The sequence below is a fragment of the Streptomyces sp. URMC 123 genome, assembly GCF_051386515.1.
GTDB lineage: Bacteria > Actinomycetota > Actinomycetes > Streptomycetales > Streptomycetaceae > Streptomyces.
This window is the reverse complement of sequence record NZ_JBPQTV010000127.1, coordinates 1-17,061: the sequence shown is the minus strand read 5'-3', so window position 1 is coordinate 17,061 and position 17,061 is coordinate 1. Positions and strand designations below refer to the sequence as shown.

The following is a 17,061-nucleotide window of genomic DNA, read 5'->3' as shown; positions in this document are numbered from 1 at the left end:
CCCCCCCCCCCCCCCCCCCCCCCCCCCCCGCGGGTGCCGCCGCCCTCCGGGAACGGGCGGCGGCACCCTCGCGCCGGGAGCCCGCTCCTCCGAGCGGCACTCCCGCTACGGGAGCACGCGTGTCACGAGGGCACGGGCGCCCATCGGTCGAGCGCGTCGGGGTGGTCGTCGAGCCAGGCGCGGACGGCCTGCTGCTCCTTGCCCTTGCCCGCGTCCTGGATTTCCTTCTCCAGGCCGGTGAGCTCCTTCTCCGACATCCTGAAGTTCTTCAGCCAGCCGGCGACCGTGGGTTCGTCGGCGGCGAAGCTCTTGGCCGCGACGGTGTGCACCTCGTCGCCCTTGCCCCAGGCCCCCTTGGGGTCGGCGAGCTTCTTCAGGTCGTACTTGCTGTAGGCCCAGTGCGGGGACCACAGCGTGACGACCACCGGCTCCTTGCGGTCCATCGACCGCTTGAGCTCGGCGAGCATGGTGGAGGTGCTGGAGGAGACCACCTCGTACTCACCCTTCAGCCCGTACTGTTCGAGGACGGACGAGTTGAGCGTGCCCATCATCCCGGCGCTGGACTCAATGCCGATGATCTTGCCCTTGAACGTGCCGCCCTTGCCCTTGAGATCCTCCAGCGAGTCGACGCCCTCCACATAGGACGGCACCGTCAGCTCCAGGGAGGTCGGGCCGTACCAGGAGCCGAGGTCGTTCAGCCGGTCGCCGTACCGGTCCCAGTACTCCTTGTGCGTGGTGGGCAGCCAGGAGTCGAGCTGGAAGTCGAGCTTGTCCTCCGCCAGGGCGGTGTAGAGCGGGCCCGGGTCCAGCTGCTTGAGGTCGGGCTTGTAGCCGCGGCGCTCCAGCATCTCCTTCCAGAGGTAGGTGGAGGCGATGCCCTCGTCCCAGGGGATGTAGCCGATGTCGAGGCGCTTGCCCTTGCCGACGTCCGGGCCGTCAAGGCCCCGGGAGCCGCCGCCGGCGGTGAGGTTCATCCCGGTGGAGATCAGCGCGAGCACCACGACGCCGACGACGGCGACGGCCGTGCCGGGGCGGTAGTTGAGCGCCTTGACGCCGCCCGCGGCGGAGCGCGCCCTGGCCATGGCCCGCCGGCCGAGCGGGGAGACCCGCTGGTTGAGGGCGCCGGTCATCCGGTCCAGGTACATGGCGAGGATGACGACAGCCAGGCCGCTCTCGAAGCCGGGGCCGATGTTGACGCGGGTGACGGCGTCGTACACGGCCGCGCCGAGGCCGCCCGCGCCGGCCATGCCCGCGATGACGACCATGGACAGGCCGAGCATGATGACCTGGTTGACGCCGGCCATCACGGTGGGCAGGGCGAGCGGGAGCTGGACCCGCAGCAGGGTGGCCCGCTCGCTGGTGCCGAAGGCCTGGGCGGCCTCGACCAGTTCGCCGTCGACCTGCCGGATGCCGTGCTCGGTCATCCGGACGCCGGGCGGCATCGAGAAGATGATGGTGGCCACCAGGCCGGGGGTGACGCCGATGCTGAAGAAGACCACGCCGGGGATCAGGTAGACGAAGGCCGGCATGGTCTGCATGAAGTCGAGCACCGGGCGCAGTACGGCGGAGACGGCCTTGCTGCGCGCGGCCCAGATGCCCAGCGGGATGGCGACGGCCAGGGTGATGACGCTGGCGACGAGCACGAGCGACAGCGTGGACATCGCCTCGGACCAGAGGCCGACGGAGTCGATGACGGCGAAGCCGGCGAAGGCGAGCACGCCGGCGAGGAGACCGCGCAGCCAGCAGGCGATCACAGCGAGGATGCCGGCCATCAGCAGCGGTCCGGGCGCGCCGAGCACGCCGTTCACGCCGTCGTACATGCCGGTCAGCACGGTGTTGACGCCGTCGAAGACGGGGCCGAGGTGGGACTGGAGCCAGTCGACGGCGCGTTCGACGTGGGTACCGATGGAGAGCTCAGGCACGGGCGGCCGCCTTGTCGTCGTGTCCGCGGCTCGTGGTGGTGCCCGCGCCGCTCGCGGTGTCGGCGGCGCCCTTGGGGCCGTTGGGGTCCTCGGCCTTCGTGGTGTCGGCGGGGGCGGCGGTTTTCGCGGTGTTCATGGGGGGCTCGGCGTTCGTGGTGTTCGCGGGGGGCTCGGCGTTCGTGGAGCCCCGCCCGTCCTCGTGCTCGTCGTGCTCGTCGTGCGTGACGGCGAGCGCGGTGAGCAGCGCGTCGCGGTCCACCACGCCCACGAGGTCGCCGTCGCCGTCGGTGACCGCGACCGCGGCCGTACAGCTCGCCGCGGGGGCGAGCAGGTCGGCGAGCGGGGTGTCCGCGCTGACCGTGGCGGGCGCCGCGGCGAGCATCTCCCCTACGGTGCGCGGCGCGCCGTCCTCCCCGGCCGTCTCGCTCAGTACGGTGCTCGGCTCGGCCATGATGGAGCCGGCCGTCAGAACGCGTGAGCGGTCCACGTCCTGGATGAAGGAGGCCACGTAGTCGTTGGCCGGCCGGACGAGGATGTCCTCTGCGGTGCCGTTCTGCACGATCCGGCCGTCGCGCATCACGGCGATCCGGTCGCCCAGGCGCATGGCCTCGTTGAGGTCGTGGGTGATGAAGACGATGGTCTTCTTCAGCCGGCGCTGCAGTTCCAGGAGCTGGTCCTGCATGTCGCGGCGGATCAGTGGGTCGAGGGCGCTGAAGGACTCGTCCATGAGCAGCAGATCGGCGTCGGTGGCCAGCGCGCGGGCCAAGCCCACGCGCTGCTGCATGCCGCCGGACAGCTCGTCGGGCCAGGAGTCCTCCCAGCCCTTGAGCCCGGCCAGCTCCAGGGCCTCGGTGGCACGGCGCTCGCGGTCGGGGCGCGGTACGCCCTGCACCTCCAGGCCGTAGGCGGCGTTCTCCAGCACGCTGCGGTGCGGGAAGAGCGCGAAGTGCTGGAACACCATGCTGATCTTGCGGGAGCGGACGGCGCGCAGTTCACGCGGCGTCAGGGCGGTGAGGTCCTGGCCGTCGAAGAGGACCCGTCCCGCGGTGGGCTCCAGCAGTCCGTTGAGCATCCGCAGCAGGGTCGACTTGCCCGAGCCCGAGAGGCCCATGACGACGAAGATCTCGCCGGCCTCCACGGTGAACGAGGCGTCGATCACCGCGGCGGTGGTGCCGTCGGCTCTCAGGTCGGCGCGGTCGGCGCCGTCCTGGAGCCGTCGCACCGCCTCATCGGGTCGTCGCCCGAACACCTTGTACAGATGCTCGGCTTGCAGCCTGGACACATACACCTCTCGGTTCGCACGGAAAAGGCGACCCGTCGCCCCCGCCTGACAGGTCGCCGGAGCGGCGCGGGGTCGGCCCGCGACCGGTGGGGCTCCGGGCGGCCACGGGTGCCGTGGACGACGCGAGAGACTCCTGCCGGATTCGCTCCAAGGCGCGCGCCTGCCCGGAGTGTCCGAGCACAAACCGTCTTGTGAGCCAGTTCACGTGTGGCGGTGGTGGCGTGCGGTGCGCGGCGGTGGGGTGCGGTGCGTGACGGCGTGCGGCGTGCGGTGGTGGGGTGCCGCCCGTTGTCGGTGGGGTGCGGCATCATCGCCGTGTGACGCGACGCCTGATGCTCCTCGACACCGCTTCCCTGTACTTCCGCGCCTACTTCGGGGTGCCGGACTCGGTCCGGGCCCCCGACGGCACCCCCGTGAACGCGGTGCGCGGGCTGCTCGACTTCATCGCCCGGCTCGTCCAGGACCACCGCCCGGACGAGCTGGTGGCGTGCATGGACGCCGACTGGCGCCCCCAGTGGCGGGTGGATCTGATCCCGAGTTACAAGGCGCACCGGGTGGCCGAGGAGGTGCCGGGCGGCACGGACGAGGAGGAGGTCCCCGACACGCTGTCCCCGCAGGTGCCGGTGATCGAGGCGGTGCTCGACGCGGTCGGCATCGCCCGGGTGGGCGTGGCGGGGTACGAGGCGGACGATGTGATCGGCACCCTCGCCGGCCGGGCTACCGGGCCGGTGGACATCGTCACCGGCGACCGCGATCTGTTCCAGCTGGTGAGCGACGCGCGTGCGGCCCGGGTGCTCTACCCGGTCAAGGGCGTGGGCACGCTCCAGCTCGTCGACGAGGCGGCGCTGCGCGAGAAGTACGGGGTGGACGGCTCGGGGTACGCCGATCTCGCCCTGCTGCGGGGCGACCCCAGCGACGGGCTGCCGGGGGTGCCCGGCATCGGCGAGAAGACGGCCGCCAAGCTGCTGGCCGCCTTCGGGGACCTCGCGGGGATCATGGCCGCCGTGGACGACCCGTCCTCCGCGCTCACGCCGTCCCAGCGCAAGCGGCTGGACGAGGCGCGGGCGTACGTGGCGGTGGCGCCCGCCGTCGTCCGGGTGGCGGCGGACGTGCCGCTGCCGGAGTTCGACCCGGCGCTGCCGGCCGGTCCGCGCCGCCCCGAGGAACTGGACGCGCTCGCCGCCCGGTGGGGGCTGGGGAGCTCGCTCCAGCGACTGCTGTCCGTTCTCCCGGGGTGACCTGTTAGGTTAGGTAATCCTAACTATTGCGGACTTCTGGGGAGGCCTTCCGTGGCAGAGCGTACGGAGCGTCCGGCACGTCGCAAGCCCATGCTCCATCGGGCCGAGGTGGTGAGCACGGAGCGGCTGACGCCGCACATGGTGCGGCTGGTGCTGGGCGGGGAGGGCCTGGCCGCCTTCACCGCCGGCGAGCACACCGACCACTACATCAAGCTGCTCTTCCGCGTGCCGGGCGTCACCTACCCCGAGCCGTTCGACATGGAGGTCGTCCGCCGCGACCTGCCGCGCGAGGCGTGGCCCGCGATGCGCACGTACACCGTGCGGAGCTGGGACGCCGAGGCGCGGCTGCTCACCGTGGACTTCGTCGTCCACGGCGACGAGGGGCTGGCCGGCCCCTGGGCGCGCGGCGCGCGGCCCGGCGAGGAGGTGCTCTTCCTCGGCCCGGGCGGCGCCTACTCCCCCGACCCGGCCGCGGACTGGCACCTGCTCGTGGGCGACGAGAGCGCGCTGCCGGCCATCGCCGCGGCGCTGGAGCGGATGCCGGCGGGCGTGCCGGTGTACGCGTATCTGGAGGTGGCCGGGGCCGAGGAGCGGCAGGAGCTGACCGCCCCGCCCGGCGCCCGGGTGGAGTGGCTCCACCGGGACGGCGCGCCGGTCGGCGAGGCCCTGGTCGCCGCGGTCACGGCGCTGGACTTCCCGCCCGGCGACGTGCACGCCTTCGTGCACGGCGAGGCGGGCTTCGTGAAGGAGCTCCGCCGCCACCTGCGCCTCGACCGCGGCGTGCCGCGCGAGCGCCTGTCGATCTCCGGCTACTGGCGCCAGGGCCACGACGAGGACGGCTGGCAGGCGTCCAAGCAGGAGTGGAACGCGACGGTGGAAGCGGAACAGGAACACACGCCGGTCGCCTGACCCGCCCCCGTACGAAGCCCGGCCGTGACCCCGCGCAGGCCCTCGCCTCGGGGCCCGAGGCGGCCCGACCGCCCCGCGTCCCCGACCCCCGGGCAGCGATCCCGAACCACTGCCCGGGGCTGAGCGGCCCGGGTCCGGTCTCCGGCTTCAAGGACCGCCCCGCGCTGCCGCCGGCGAACCCCGCCGAAAGGCGGCCCGCCCCTCGCCACCCCCGGGCCCAGGGCCACTGACCAGAGCTGACCGCCCCACGGCTCGGCAGCCCGCGCCGAGAGCCCGACTCGCGGCTCGGCCACGCTGGCCGGACGAGCCCCCGGCGCGAGAGTCCCGGCCACACGCGAGACATCCCCCGGCGGCTGGACCGCTGACCGACGTCGAGCGCCCCTCGGACAGGCCCCCGGCCCGCCCGGGACCGTCCCGGACCGGTGCCCCGCCCCGCGTGGGGCCAGCCCGCGCCCTGCGCCGCGCGCCCGATCCGCGGCCCGGGGCCCGCCCCGGAGCGAAACCCCGGCCCGCGCGGGGCCAACCCGCGCCGCGCGCGATCGGCGCGGTGCCCACCGCGCCCTGGGGCCCGGCCCCCGGGCCAAACGGTCCGGCCCGCGGGGCGGGGGCCGAGACACCCCGGCGCTGCCCCCTCGGGGCGGCGCCGGAAGGCGGGGGGCGTCGGGCGCGCCCATAGTGGAACCGCGCACCCCTGACGGTGAGGCGGTGATCTCGCGTGCGACCACGCCCGACACCCCGGCGCGCCCACCGCGCCCACCGCGGCGCCGCCCTGCTGCTCGCCGCCGCCCTCGCGGCCGGCGCCGGGTGCGCCCGCTTCGAGGGCGCGCACAGCGACGGCCCCGCCGAGCGCGTCGACCCGCCGCGGCCCCTGTGGCCGGAGGCCACCCCCGCCCCGCCGGAGGGCGACCGGCACCCGAGCCAGGACGCCCCCGTCCCCGGCGTCCCCAAGGTCCCCTCGGGCGACATGCGCGACGCCGACGCCCTCGCCGTGGTCAAGGCCGACGTCCGCGCGCAGAGCCGGCAGGACGGCCGCTCGGGCCGGCTGGTCGACGCCGGCGCGGCCGAGCGACTGGCCACCTGCGGCACGCGGGACTGCCCCGTGCGCCCGCCCGCGTACTACGACCTCACGGAGAACGGCAAGCACGAGCTGATCGCCGCCGTCGACACCGGCGGGCGCCACACCGAGCTGCGCGTCTACACCGTGAAGGACCAGGTGGTCACCCGCGTGCTCGCGGTGCGGGCCGCGCTCGTCGGGGTCGAGGTCGCCGCCGGCCATCTGACCACCCGCGAGCCGACCACCGACCCCCGGTACGTCAGCGCCAGCGACTACCTGTGGGACGGCCGCACCATGGTGCTCGAGTCGATGGTGCTCGACGAGCGCCGGCCGCCGCCCACCCCGCCGCCCTCCCCGGAGCGGCCGTGAGTCGGCCGCGCGCCGGTCTCCGCCCGCGCCGGCCCGTGTGGGCCAGCACCCTCCGCTGGGAGATCGCCGCGACGATCACCGCCGTGTGCTGCGCGGTCGCCGCCGTGCTGGGCGTCCTGGTGCACAACGTGGTGGCCCACCAGACCGTCGAGCAGGTGCGCAAGGAGACCCGGCACATCCTGGACGACGCCCTCAACGAATTCGCCTACGGCTCGCCCCCGAGGGACCTGGACGCCGAGCTGGACCCGCCTGAGCTCCCGGCCGAGCTGCGGGAGCTGGTCCGCCGGGGCGAGCGCGGCACGATGGTGGGCCACCGGGAGGGCCGCGCGGTGATGTGGGCCGCCGCACCGGCCGGCGACCGGGTGATGGGCGCCTGGCACGGGTACGGGGGCGTACGGGCGTCGCTGAACCATCTGGACACGGCGATCCTGGGCTCCGCCGCGCTCGCCGCCGGCACCGTCTCCCTGGCCGGCTTCTTCCTCGCCCTGCGGGTCAGCCGCCGGCTGACGAGGACCGCCGAGGTGGCGCGCCGGATCAGCGCCGGCGACCTGGACGCCCGGACCGGGGTGCGCGGGCGGGGCGCGGGCCGCGACGAGGTGGCCGACGTGGCCGCCGCCCTGGACTCCATGGCCGAGTCGCTCCAGGAGCGGCTGCGCGCCGAGCAGCGCTTCACCGCGGATGTCGCCCATGAGCTGCGCACCCCGCTGAGCGGCCTGCTCGCCTCCGCCGGGCTGCTGCCCGAGGGCCGCCCCAAGGAGATGATCAACGACCGGCTGCGGGCGCTGCACCGGCTCACCGAGGACCTGCTGGAGATCTCGCGGCTGGACGCGGGCGTGGAGCGGGCGGAGCCGGACGCGTACGAGCTGGGCCCGCTCGTGGAGCGGGCGGCGGCCGGTACGGGGCTGCCGGCCGAGGTCCGGGTGGTCCGGGACGCGGTGGTGGAGACCGACCGGCGCCGGCTCGACCGGGTGCTGGCGAATCTGATCGTCAACGCGCACCGGCACGGCGCGCCGCCGGTCGAGGTGACCGTGGACGCGCCGGTGGTGGAGGTGCGCGACCACGGCCCCGGCTTCCCCGAGGAGCTGCTGCGCCATGGGCCGCAGCGGTTCAGGACCCGGGCGCCGGGGCGCGGCGGGAGCCATGGGCTGGGTCTGACGATCGCCGCCGGACAGGCCCAGGTGCTCGGCGTCGAGCTGCGGCTGGAGAACGCGGAGTCCGGCGGCGCCCGCGCGATCCTGCGCCTGCCCGAGCGGGGCGGTCGGCCCACCGACCCGCGGGGCCCCCAGCCCACCGACCCGCAGGGTCACCGGCCCGCCGACCCGCAGGGTCACCGGCCCGCCGACCCGCAGGGTCACCGGCCCGCCGACCCGCGGGGCCGTCAGCCCACCGAGGAGTAGGCGACCACGCCCCGCAGCACGCCGTCGACGGCCCTGCGCGCCGTCCTGCGCACCGGGCTCCCCTCGGGCGCCGCCTCCGCGAGCTGCCCCAGCACGTCGATGACCTGCTTGCACCAGCGCACGAAGTCGCCCGCCGGCATCTCCACGTCGCGCAGCACCGCGTCCAGGCCGTGGCCGGAGGCCCAGCGGTGGACGGCCCAGGCGAAGCCGAGGTCGGGCTCGCGCTGGCCGACGCCCTCGACCTGGTTGATCCGGTGCTCCTCCTCCTTCGCGTCCAGCCGGCCCCAGATGCGGACCATCTCGGCCAGCGCCTCCTTGGCGGCGCCGGTCGGCAGCTTGGGCGGCACGGCGTCGTCGGCGGTCCTGGCCTCGTAGACCAGCGCCGAGGCGCAGGCCGCCAGCTCGGCGGGCTTGAGGTCGTCCCAGACGCCCTCGCGCAGGCACTCGGAGGCCAGCAGGTCCAGCTCGCCGTAGAGCCGGCCCAGGCGGCGCCCGTCGTCGGTGACCTCGTCACCGCGGAGATAGCCGAGGTCGGACAGGAGGGCGTAGACGCGGTCGAACGTGCGGGCGATGGTGTTGGTCCGCCCCTCGATCCGGCGCTCCAGCTGGCGGGTGTCGCGCAGCAGCCGGTGGTAGCGCTCGGCCCAGCGGGCGTGGTCCTCCCGCTCGTCGCAGCCATGGCAGGGGTGCCGGCGGATCTCGGCGCGCAGCCGGGCGAGCTCGGTGTCGTCGGCGGCGGCGGAGCGCTCCTTGCGCGGCCGCCGGGGCTCGTGGTGGCCCGCCTTGGTGCGCAGCGTCGAGGCCAGGTCGCGGCGGGACTGGGGGCTGCGCGGGTTGAAGGACTTGGGGATGCGCAGCCGCTCCAGCGGCTCGACCGGCACCGGGAAGTCCATCGACGCGAGCCGCTTGACCTGCCGTTCGGCGGTGAGCACCAGCGGGCGCGGCCCGTCGTGGTACTCGAAGCCGCGGTGGCCGTTGGTGCGCCCGGCGGGCAGCCCGGGGTCCAGGACGAGGGCGAGGCCGGCGTACTTGCCGGTGGGCACGTGGATCACATCGCCCGGCTTGAGCCGCTCCAGCGCGGTGGCGGCCGCGGCCCGGCGCTGCATCGCGCCCTGCTTGGCCAGCTCGGTCTCGCGGTCCTTGAGGTCGCGGCGCAGCCGGGCGTACTCCTCGAAGTCGCCGAGGTGGCAGGTCATGGCGGCGGCGAAGCCCTCCAGGCCCTCCTCGTTGCGCTGCACCTGGCGGGAGATGCCGACCACCGAGCGGTCGGCCTGGAACTGCGCGAACGAGGTCTCCAGCAGTTCGCGCGAGCGGTGCCGGCCGAACTGGGCGACGAGGTTGACCGCCATGTTGTACGACGGCTTGAAGGAGGAGCGCAGGGGGTAAGTGCGGGTGCCGGCGAGACCGGCCAGCGCGGCCGGGTCCATGGCCCGCTGCCAAAGCACCACCGCGTGGCCCTCGACGTCGATGCCGCGGCGGCCGGCGCGGCCGGTCAACTGGGTGTACTCGCCGGGCGTGATGTCGGCGTGGGTCTCGCCGTTCCACTTGACGAGCTTCTCCAACACCACCGAGCGGGCGGGCATGTTGATGCCCAGCGCCAGGGTCTCGGTGGCGAACACGGCCTTCACCAGGCCGCGGACGAACAGCTCCTCGACGACCTCCTTGAAGGTCGGCAGCATGCCCGCGTGGTGGGCGGCGATGCCCCGCTCCAGGCCCTCCAGCCACTCGTAGTAGCCCAGGACGTTGAGGTCCTCCTGGGGGATGGAGGCGGTGCGCTCCTCGACCAGGGCGCGCACCTCGGCCTGGGCGTCGGCGTCGTTGAGCCGCAGGCCCGCGTAGAGGCACTGCTGCACGGCGGCGTCGCAGCCGGCCCGGCTGAAGATGAAGGTGATCGCGGGGAGCAGCCCCTCGGCGTCGAGCCGCTCGATGACCTCCACCCGGCTCGGCGTCCAGATCCGGCTGCGCTGGCGCCGCTCGCGCTCGCGGTCGGCCTCCCGCAGGGGCTTGCCGCGCCGCCGGTCGCGCCCGCCGAACGGGCGGCTGTTCTCCATCCGCGCCAGCCGCAGCAGATCGGGGTTGACCTCGCGTCTGCCGGCGCCGGGGCCGGAGGACTTCTCCTCGAACAGGTCGTACATCCGGCGCCCGGCGAGCACGTGCTGCCACAGCGGCACGGGGCGGTGCTCGGAGACGATGACCTCGGTGTCGCCGCGGACGGTGTCCAGCCAGTCGCCGAACTCCTCGGCGTTGGAGACGGTGGCGGAGAGGGAGACCAGGGTCACCGACTCCGGGAGGTGGATGATGACCTCCTCCCAGACCGCGCCGCGGAAGCGGTCGGAGAGGTAGTGCACCTCGTCCATCACGACGTAGCCCAGGCCGATCAGCGACTGGGAGCCGGCGTAGAGCATGTTCCGCAGCACCTCGGTGGTCATCACGACCACGGGAGCCTCGGAGTTGACGCTGTTGTCGCCGGTCAGCAGGCCGACCTTGGCGGCGCCGTAGCGCTTGACGAGATCGCTGTACTTCTGGTTCGACAGCGCCTTGATCGGGGTGGTGTAGAAGCACTTGCGGCCCTGGGTCAGGGCCAGGTGGACGGCGAACTCTCCCACAATGGTCTTGCCGGAGCCGGTGGGGGCGGCGACGAGCACGCCCTTTCCGGCTTCGAGGGCCTGGCACGCCTCGATCTGGAAGGGGTCCAGCTCGAAGTCGTACATCTCGCGGAAGGGGGCGAGCGCGGTGGCCTGCTCGGCGGCCCGGATGCGGGCCGCGGCATAGCGCTCAGCAGGGGACATGTCCTCGGTCATCGTGCTTACGAGCCTACCCGGCGCGTGTGACAGCGCACCGATCTTTACCCCGGGGCCGCCCCTGGGCCCCGGGGGTGCTCACGTGGCGTCGTCGAAGCCGCCGCGCGGTGGCACGGAGGGCCCGCGGCCGTCCCTGTTCTGCTGCGACTGCTGTTCGGGGAGGGCGGCGACGCCTCGGTCCGACAGGGCGGGGGCCGCGGAGACCGGCTCGATCCCGTCGAGGGGCGCCGGGGTCAGATCGAGCTCGGACGCCTCGTCGTCGGCGGGTCCGGCGGCGTCCCGGGCGCGGCGGCGGGAGTCGTTGAGCAGCGCGATGATCGTGGCGACGAAGTAGAGCACCCAGATCGGCACCGCGAGCGCCAGCATGGTCACCGGCTCGGTGCTGGGGGTGGCGACGGCGGCGAAGATCGTGATGCTCATGATCATGCCGCGCCACCAGCCGAGCATGCGCTTGCCGCTGATCACCCCGCCGAAGTTGAGCAGCACCAGCAGCAGCGGCAGCTCGAACGCCAGTCCGAACACCACGACCATGCGGGTCACGATGTCGAGCAGCTCGTCCAGCGGCATCAGGTTCTCGACGCCGTCGGGGGTGAAGGAGATGAGGACCTCGGCGGTGGTCGGCAGCACCTTGTAGGCGATGAAGCCGCCACCGAGGAAGAGCGGGAAGCCCGCGGCGACGAAGCTGAGGGTGTAGCGCTTCTCGTTCCGGTGCAGGCCGGGGGCGAGGAAGGCCCACAGCTGGTAGAGCCAGACCGGCGCCGAGACGATGAAGCCGGCCATCAGCGAGACCTTCAGCATGAGGGTGAAGGGGCCGAGGAAGCTCGTGATCGCGATGTTGGCGCACCGCGCGTCCTTGGGCTCCTTCGTCAGCTCGATGAAGGACTTGTCACAGCCGACCGCGTGCAGCACCGGGTCGGTGAAGAGATTGATGATCTCGCGGTAGAAGAAGGCGCAGACGACCATGCCGAGCAGGATCGCCAGCATGGCCTTCGCCAGCCGGTTGCGCAGTTCGCGCAGGTGCTCCGCGAGCGGCATCCGCCCCTCGGGGTTCTTCTCCTGCTTGCGGGCAGACTTGAGCAACCCACGTCCTCATCTCGTGCGGCAGGCGGACAGCCGAGAGCGGCCCGCCACCTGCTTCGGGCCCTGGATCAGCGCTGGAAATCCTACGGTCAGCGCTGCGTCGTACGATCCGTCGGCTCGGTCACCGGGCGCGAGCTGGTGACATCGCCGGGAGCGGCCTGAATGGTGCGGGGCGGCGTCTGGCCGTTGGCGTCGGCCGGCGGGTCCGCCGGAGCCGGCTGGTTGCCCTCCGACTTCATCGCCTTGGCCTCGCTCTTGAGGATGCGGGCGGACTTGCCGAGGGAACGGGCCATGTCCGGAAGCTTCTTCGCGCCGAACAGCAGGATGATGACGACGAGAATGAGAATGATCTCGGGGGCGCCAAGCCTTCCGAACATATGCGTTTACCTTCTCACCGAGGCGGCATGGGGGTGGACTGTCCGACTCGTCGGACATGCGTCCGACTGCCGTTCTGTCAGCGATCGTAACGCGCAGGGGTGAACGCAGGGCAATCCCTGTGCGTACTCCCGTCAGCGGCCCTTCGCCTCGCTCTCGGGGCCGCTGACAGCAGCGTACCGCCCGCTTGTGCGAGGCAGGAGCTCCGGACACCGTTCGCCGGGCTTCGCCAGGCCTGTTCGCGTCAGTCCTGGCGCGGCACCCGGCCGCCGCGGGCGGCGAGCGGGGTCGCGGCCCGCTCCAGCTCCTCGGCGGCCTCGGTGATCCGCTGCGAGGCGTCCCCCACCTGACGGGCGAGCCGACGCACTTCGATGCCGACCCGGACCGCGAGGACACCGAGGACGGCGATGCCACTGAAGGCGAGGGCGACGGCGAGCATGGACCAGAACATGGGAAGGAGCCTAGCCCGGGGTCAGACCGTGGTGTGCAGCCGCAGGGTCCGCACCCCGCCCCCGACGAGGAGCTCCACAATGCGCTCCCCCGCCGGCTTGCGCACGACCGATCCGCAGTCGGGGCAGGTGAACGAGTAGAAGGTGGTTCTGCTGCTGCCCCCGATGGCCAGCCGGAAGGCGTCCGAGGCCAGCTCGAACCGGCCGCGGCACTCCGGGCAGGCCGCCTTGAAGATCACCGCGGTGGACACCATGCGCATCCGCCCCTTCACTCGCCGTAGTCGCCTCTCACTCTGCCGTACCCGCCGCCCCGGCGTCAGTCACTCGCCGTAACCCGCGAGCGCCTCGCGGGCCGCCCGGCGGGCACTCTCGGCGAGCTCCGGCGGCGAGACGATCCGCCCGTCCCGGCCGAGCCGCAGCGCCAGCCGGCGCAGCGAGGCCGGATCGGGGGTGCGCAGGGTGATGCGCAGCCCGCCCTCGGGCAGCTCCTCGGCGCTGTCGTGCGGGTAGTACTCCGCGACCCAGCGGCCGCCCGGGCCGACCTCCACCACGACCTCGGGGTCCTCCGCCGACGGCTGGACCAGCCCCTCGGAGAGATCGCGCAGCTCGACCGGCGGCGGGTCGGCCCGCTCGTCGAGCAGCCGGATCTCCGCGACCCGGTCCAGCCGGAAGGTGCGGCGCGCCTCGGAGTGCCGGCACCACGCCTCCATATAGGTGTGCCCGACGGCGAACAGCCGGATCGGGTCCACCTCGCGTTCGGTGAGCTCGTCGCGCGCGGGCGAGTAGTAGCGCAGCCACAGTCGGCGCCGCTCCGAGATGGCCCGGTCCACCTCGGCGAACACCCCGCCCTCGGACTCGAAGGTGACCGAGAGCCGGGAGCTGGCGCCCGCGGCCTCGCCGGCCGCCGCCTCCAGCTTGGCGGTGGCGCGCAGCAGCGCCTGTCGGTCGCTCTCGCGCAGCCCGGGCAGGGTGGCGACCGCGCGGGCGGCCACCAGCAGGGCGGTGGCCTCGTCCGCCGCGATCCGCAGCGGGGCCGCCACGTCGTCGGGGTTGTGCCACCAGATCCGGTCGCCGTCGGTGTCGATGTCGAGCAGATCGCCGCCCCGGAAGCTGGTGCCGCACAGCGGGAGCACGTCGAGGTCGGCGATGAGCTGTTCCTCGGTGATCCCGAAGGCGCGCGCCACATCGGCGACCCGGGCCCCGGGGCGCTCCCGGAGGTAGGTCACCAGGGACAGCATCCGGCGTGTCTGGTCGAGTGCGTTGGTCGCCATCGGTCCTCGTCCCCCTCAGCCCTTGGCCACGGCGCGCAGCCGGTCCAGCACGTCCGCCCGCAGCTCGGCGGGCTCCAGCACGACCACGTCCGGGCCGAACTCCACCAGCCAGGCGTCCAGGCCGTGGCCGTACGGGATCTCCAGCTCGTCCCAGCCGTCGCCGGCCGGCCGCTGGGCGAGCGCCCGGGCCCGCAGCGGGTAGCCGGCGTCGGCCCGCAGCCGGATGCGGGCGGTGCCGGTGGCGGTCTCGCCGGCCCAGCTCTCCACGGTCTCCCGCACGGTCACCTGGTCGGGGACGGGCGCGGTGTAGGCGCCGGCCCGGGAGCGGACCTTCCCGATGATCCGGGAGAGCCGGAAGACCCGCTCGGCGCCCCGGTCGCGGTCCCAGCCGGCGAGGTACCAGTGGCCGCGCCAGCACTCCAGGGCCCAGGGCTCGACGTGGCGGGTCTCCGGGCGGGCTGCGGTGGCCTTGCGGTAGTCGAAGACGACGGGACGGCGGTCGCGGCAGGCCAGCATCAGCGGCTCGAAGGCGCTCTCATGGACCGGAATCCGCGGCTCCAGCGCGCTCTGGCCGGCGTACGGGTCGTCCGCCAGGGGCATGCCGGCGGCGCGCAGCTTCTGGAGGGCGCCGCTGGCGGCACCGGCCAGCCGGGCCTGCTGCCAGACCTTGGCGGCGAGCCCCAGGGCCGCGGCCTCCTCGGCGTCGAGCGAGACGGGCGGCAGCCGGTTGCTGTCCCGGCGGGCGAGATAACCGGTCTCGCCGTCGAGGCCGTCGACGGTCTCGATGACCAGGCCGAGCTCGCGCAGATCGTCCTTGTCGCGCTCGAACATGCGGTTGAAGGCGTCGTCGGTCGCGGACCCGCTCCGGCCCGAGCCGCTCCCCGGCTCGGCGGACCCGCCACCGCCCGGCCCGTACGCCGTACCGCTGCCCGGCCCGAAGGCCGCGCCGTTGCCCGGTCCGAACGCTTCGAGGTAGGCCTCGATGGAGCCGCGCAGCTCACGCTTGGTCAGCGGCCGTCTCGTGCCCAGCAGACACAGCGCCAGATTCATCAGCCGCTCGGCCTTGGCAATCGCCATCGACGCTCTCTGCCCTCTCTCGCTCTTCCACTCGATCGTCGACCGTACCGCCCCGGGGTACGGCGGCAAAAGCGAGCCCCCACCAGGGCCGGAGGGCGGCCCGGTGGGGCGTGGCGCGCGCCCGGCCGGGGGCGGCGGCCCCGAAAAGGGCCAAGGGCCCATACCGGAAGGCATGGGCCCTTGGCGCGCTCCCCGCCGACGGGCCGGGGGACGCGGGACGAGAGGGGTCAGAGGCCCATCAGGTCGCAGACGAAGATCAGCGTCTCGCCCGGGGCGATCCGGCCGCCACCGGCGCCGCGCTCGCCGTAGGCCAGGTGGGCCGGGATGGTGAGCCGCCGGCGGCCGCCCACCTTCATGCCCTGGATGCCCTGGTCCCAGCCCTGGATGACCTGGCCGGCACCGAGCTCGAAGCTCAGCGGGTTGCCCCGGTTCCAGCTCGCGTCGAACTCCTCGCCGGTGCTGAAGGAGACGCCGACATAGTGGACGGAGACGGTGTCCCCGGCCTTGGCCTCCCGGCCCTCACCGACCCAGATGTCCTTGATCTCAAGGTCGGCCGGCGGCTCGCCATCCGGGAAGTCGATCTCGGGCTTTTCGATGTTCACGACGTATCTCCTACGAAAAAACGTGTCGACAACCGGGCCAGTCTCTCAGACGGCCGTGGTCCGGACGATCACACAGTGCCGGGGACGGTCAGACCGTGCCCAGAATGTCCACCACGAAGACCAGCGTGTTCTTCGCGAGCTGGTGCTCCGGGCTGCCGCCGTACGCCAGGTCCGGCGGAATGACGAGCAGCACGCGGTCGCCGATGTTCTTGCCGACCAGGGCCTGGTCCCAGCCCTTCACCACGGAGCTGGTGCCGATCTGGAACGCGGTGGCGCCACCGTGGTCCCAGGAGGAGTCGAACTTCTGCCCGTCCTCCCACTTCACGCCGGTGTACTGGGCGATCAGGCCCTGGCCGGCCTCGACCTTGGGGCCGTCGCCCTTGATCAGCACCTGCTGCTTGAGCTCGGTCGGCGGCTTCTCGCCCTTGGGCACGGTGATCGTCGCGGCCTTCTGCGGCTCGGCCTTCACCTCGGGCATCCCGTCCTCGACGGCCGCCTGCTCGCCCTTCGCCTCGGCCTTGGCGTCGACGGCCTTCGCGGCGACCACGTCGACCACCCACACCATGCCGTCGTTCGGCTCCAGGCCGGCCCGCTGCACGACCTGCTCGCCGAGGAGCGCGCTCGCCGTCCCCTTCACCAGGACGCGGCTGCCGGCCTTCTTGCCCACCAGCGTGTCGACGACCTTGTCCGGCGGCAGGCCCGTGCCCGGCTTGCCCGGCTGCGAGATCGTCTGCTGGCGCGGGCCCGGAGCGGGCGTGCCGCTCTGCGGCACCCAGGAGCTGACGACGTCCTTGCCGTCCTTGACGGTGTGCCCGGCGTAGTCCACCCGGACGAAGTCGCCCTTCTTCACCTCCGGACCGCTGCCCTCCGTGAGGGTCTCGGTCACCGGGTCCTTGCCGAACTTCGCGTCCTTGGGGGCCTTGATGGTCGGCTTCTCACCGAAGCCGCCGGAGACCTCCACCTTGGCGTCCGGCGCCTTGTCGTCGGAGCCGCAGGCCACACCGGTGAAGAGCAGTACGGGCACGGTGAGCGCCGCCGCGAGGCCGCGCACGCGCCGGGTCCGGGGACGGAGGTGGCGGGGGTGTCCCCCGAGGGATGAGGGGGCGGAGGGTCCGCCGGGAGTTCGCAGCATCAGTCCAACTCGGGCTCGAGAGATCTTCCAGTTGCAGTGCCCGCCACTCTACGACCTGACGCCTCCGGAGCCACTGGACATCGCACGGCCGCGGGGGGGGGGG

Annotated in this window: 15 protein-coding genes; 4 read left to right on the top strand and 11 right to left on the bottom strand. The window is 73.5% G+C overall.

The genetic code is table 11. The features are described from left to right. Positions 1–122: 122 nt before the first annotated feature. Both ACSNOD_RS16710 and ACSNOD_RS16705 read right to left on the bottom strand, forming a co-directional pair. Positions 123–1,922 carry an ABC transporter permease/substrate binding protein gene (locus ACSNOD_RS16710; protein ID WP_436767732.1) on the bottom strand — a complete coding sequence of 600 codons (1,800 nt, stop codon included), beginning with the start codon at positions 1,920–1,922 and terminating at the stop codon, positions 123–125. Then, positions 1,915–3,204 carry a quaternary amine ABC transporter ATP-binding protein gene (locus ACSNOD_RS16705; RefSeq protein WP_436767731.1) on the bottom strand — a complete coding sequence of 430 codons (1,290 nt, stop codon included), beginning with the start codon at positions 3,202–3,204 and terminating at the stop codon, positions 1,915–1,917. The genes ACSNOD_RS16710 and ACSNOD_RS16705 overlap by 8 nt, the downstream gene beginning before the upstream one ends. A 332-nt stretch (positions 3,205–3,536) precedes the next feature. Here ACSNOD_RS16705 and ACSNOD_RS16700 point away from each other — a divergent pair, with 332 nt between their 5' ends. The 4 genes from ACSNOD_RS16700 to ACSNOD_RS16685 all read left to right on the top strand — a co-directional run bounded on the left by ACSNOD_RS16700 (position 3,537) and on the right by ACSNOD_RS16685 (position 8,171). Next, on the top strand, positions 3,537–4,442 hold the full coding sequence (locus ACSNOD_RS16700) for a 5'-3' exonuclease (protein ID WP_436767734.1): 906 nt from the start codon (positions 3,537–3,539) through the stop codon (positions 4,440–4,442). Positions 4,443–4,532: 90 nt separating this feature from the next. After that, positions 4,533–5,351 carry a siderophore-interacting protein gene (locus tag ACSNOD_RS16695; RefSeq protein WP_436767733.1) on the top strand — a complete coding sequence of 273 codons (819 nt, stop codon included), beginning with the start codon at positions 4,533–4,535 and terminating at the stop codon, positions 5,349–5,351. A gap of 715 nt (positions 5,352–6,066) precedes the next feature. Continuing rightward, positions 6,067–6,774, top strand: a complete 708-nt coding sequence (locus tag ACSNOD_RS16690) for a hypothetical protein (RefSeq protein ID WP_436767730.1) — start codon at positions 6,067–6,069, stop codon at positions 6,772–6,774. Next, complete coding sequence (locus tag ACSNOD_RS16685) at positions 6,771–8,171, top strand: ATP-binding protein (RefSeq protein ID WP_436767729.1); 1,401 nt, start codon at positions 6,771–6,773, stop codon at positions 8,169–8,171. Before ACSNOD_RS16690 ends, ACSNOD_RS16685 begins: the two co-directional genes overlap by 4 nt. On the opposite strand, the gene ACSNOD_RS16680 is transcribed toward ACSNOD_RS16685, so the two are convergent. From ACSNOD_RS16680 to ACSNOD_RS16640, 9 genes are all read right to left on the bottom strand, one after another. Further along, positions 8,153–10,972, bottom strand: a complete 2,820-nt coding sequence (locus ACSNOD_RS16680) for a DEAD/DEAH box helicase (protein WP_436767728.1) — start codon at positions 10,970–10,972, stop codon at positions 8,153–8,155. The genes ACSNOD_RS16685 and ACSNOD_RS16680 overlap by 19 nt on opposite strands. 78 nt (positions 10,973–11,050) lie before the next feature. Further along, positions 11,051–12,052, bottom strand: a complete 1,002-nt coding sequence (gene tatC, locus ACSNOD_RS16675) for a twin-arginine translocase subunit TatC (RefSeq protein ID WP_436767727.1) — start codon at positions 12,050–12,052, stop codon at positions 11,051–11,053. Between the two features lie 89 nt (positions 12,053–12,141). Then, positions 12,142–12,429 carry a Sec-independent protein translocase subunit TatA gene (gene tatA / locus ACSNOD_RS16670; protein ID WP_436767726.1) on the bottom strand — a complete coding sequence of 96 codons (288 nt, stop codon included), beginning with the start codon at positions 12,427–12,429 and terminating at the stop codon, positions 12,142–12,144. Positions 12,430–12,671: 242 nt separating this feature from the next. After that, complete coding sequence (locus ACSNOD_RS16665; protein WP_436767725.1) at positions 12,672–12,878, bottom strand: hypothetical protein; 207 nt, start codon at positions 12,876–12,878, stop codon at positions 12,672–12,674. A gap of 21 nt (positions 12,879–12,899) precedes the next feature. Next, positions 12,900–13,136 carry a hypothetical protein gene (locus ACSNOD_RS16660; protein ID WP_436767724.1) on the bottom strand — a complete coding sequence of 79 codons (237 nt, stop codon included), beginning with the start codon at positions 13,134–13,136 and terminating at the stop codon, positions 12,900–12,902. A 60-nt stretch (positions 13,137–13,196) separates the two neighbouring features. After that, positions 13,197–14,147 carry a helix-turn-helix transcriptional regulator gene (locus tag ACSNOD_RS16655; RefSeq protein WP_436767723.1) on the bottom strand — a complete coding sequence of 317 codons (951 nt, stop codon included), beginning with the start codon at positions 14,145–14,147 and terminating at the stop codon, positions 13,197–13,199. 15 nt (positions 14,148–14,162) lie between these two features. Further along, positions 14,163–15,224 carry a helix-turn-helix transcriptional regulator gene (locus tag ACSNOD_RS16650; protein ID WP_436767722.1) on the bottom strand — a complete coding sequence of 354 codons (1,062 nt, stop codon included), beginning with the start codon at positions 15,222–15,224 and terminating at the stop codon, positions 14,163–14,165. Between the two features lie 227 nt (positions 15,225–15,451). Next, entirely contained in the window at positions 15,452–15,826 is a 375-nt protein-coding gene (locus tag ACSNOD_RS16645; protein ID WP_436767721.1) for an FKBP-type peptidyl-prolyl cis-trans isomerase, read from the bottom strand. Between the two features lie 88 nt (positions 15,827–15,914). Further along, the gene (locus ACSNOD_RS16640) at positions 15,915–16,877 is read right to left on the bottom strand and encodes an FKBP-type peptidyl-prolyl cis-trans isomerase (RefSeq protein WP_436767720.1); all 963 of its coding nucleotides are present in this window, start codon (positions 16,875–16,877) and stop codon (positions 15,915–15,917) included. Positions 16,878–17,061 lie beyond the last annotated feature (184 nt).

Excerpts from the sequence above, each read along its gene's own strand:
- ACSNOD_RS16650 (WP_436767722.1), bottom strand. The coding sequence starts at position 15,224 with ATGGCGATTGCCAAGGCCGAGCGGCTGATGAATCTGGCGCTGTGTCTG.
- ACSNOD_RS16680 (WP_436767728.1), bottom strand. The coding sequence starts at position 10,972 with ATGACCGAGGACATGTCCCCTGCTGAGCGCTATGCCGCGGCCCGCATC.
- tatA (WP_436767726.1), bottom strand. The coding sequence starts at position 12,429 with ATGTTCGGAAGGCTTGGCGCCCCCGAGATCATTCTCATTCTCGTCGTC.
- ACSNOD_RS16700 (WP_436767734.1), top strand. The coding sequence starts at position 3,537 with ATGCTCCTCGACACCGCTTCCCTGTACTTCCGCGCCTACTTCGGGGTG.
- ACSNOD_RS16660 (WP_436767724.1), bottom strand. The coding sequence starts at position 13,136 with ATGCGCATGGTGTCCACCGCGGTGATCTTCAAGGCGGCCTGCCCGGAG.
- ACSNOD_RS16665 (WP_436767725.1), bottom strand. The coding sequence starts at position 12,878 with ATGTTCTGGTCCATGCTCGCCGTCGCCCTCGCCTTCAGTGGCATCGCC.
- ACSNOD_RS16695 (WP_436767733.1), top strand. The coding sequence starts at position 4,533 with ATGCTCCATCGGGCCGAGGTGGTGAGCACGGAGCGGCTGACGCCGCAC.
- ACSNOD_RS16655 (WP_436767723.1), bottom strand. The coding sequence starts at position 14,147 with ATGGCGACCAACGCACTCGACCAGACACGCCGGATGCTGTCCCTGGTG.